The 290-nt window shown below is 42.1% G+C and carries 1 protein-coding gene; it reads left to right on the top strand.

All coding sequences use genetic code 11. The annotated features are described in order from the left end of the window. Nucleotides 1–245, top strand: a 245-nt coding sequence (locus AAEY88_RS12845; RefSeq protein WP_350563006.1) for a DUF924 family protein, incomplete at its 5' end; no start/stop codon positions are given. Between the last annotated feature and the right edge of the window lie 45 nt (nt 246–290).

Raw genomic sequence — 290 nt, 5'->3', positions numbered from 1 at the left:
CCCTACCGATGGAGTGGCGCAAGTTTACTATTATGCCGTTTATGCATTCTGAATCAGCTGTTATCCATAAACGCTATCTGCCGCTGTTTGAGCAACTAAATGACCCAACCACTTTAGACTTTGAACGCCGTCATAAAGACATTATTGATGAATTTGGACGCTATCCACACCGTAATGAAGCCTTGGGTCGTGAGTCGACTGCAGAAGAAGACGCATTTTTACAGCAGCCGAATTCTTCATTCTAAGCGTTGTTACTTATAATAACAAAAACAAGGGCTGAATCAGATAAC

The sequence above is a fragment of the Psychrobacter sp. CAL346-MNA-CIBAN-0220 genome (assembly GCF_040309805.1).
Classification (GTDB): Bacteria; Pseudomonadota; Gammaproteobacteria; order Pseudomonadales; family Moraxellaceae; genus Psychrobacter.
Note: the sequence above shows the minus strand (reverse complement) of the source record. Positions and strands in the feature narration are given on the sequence as shown.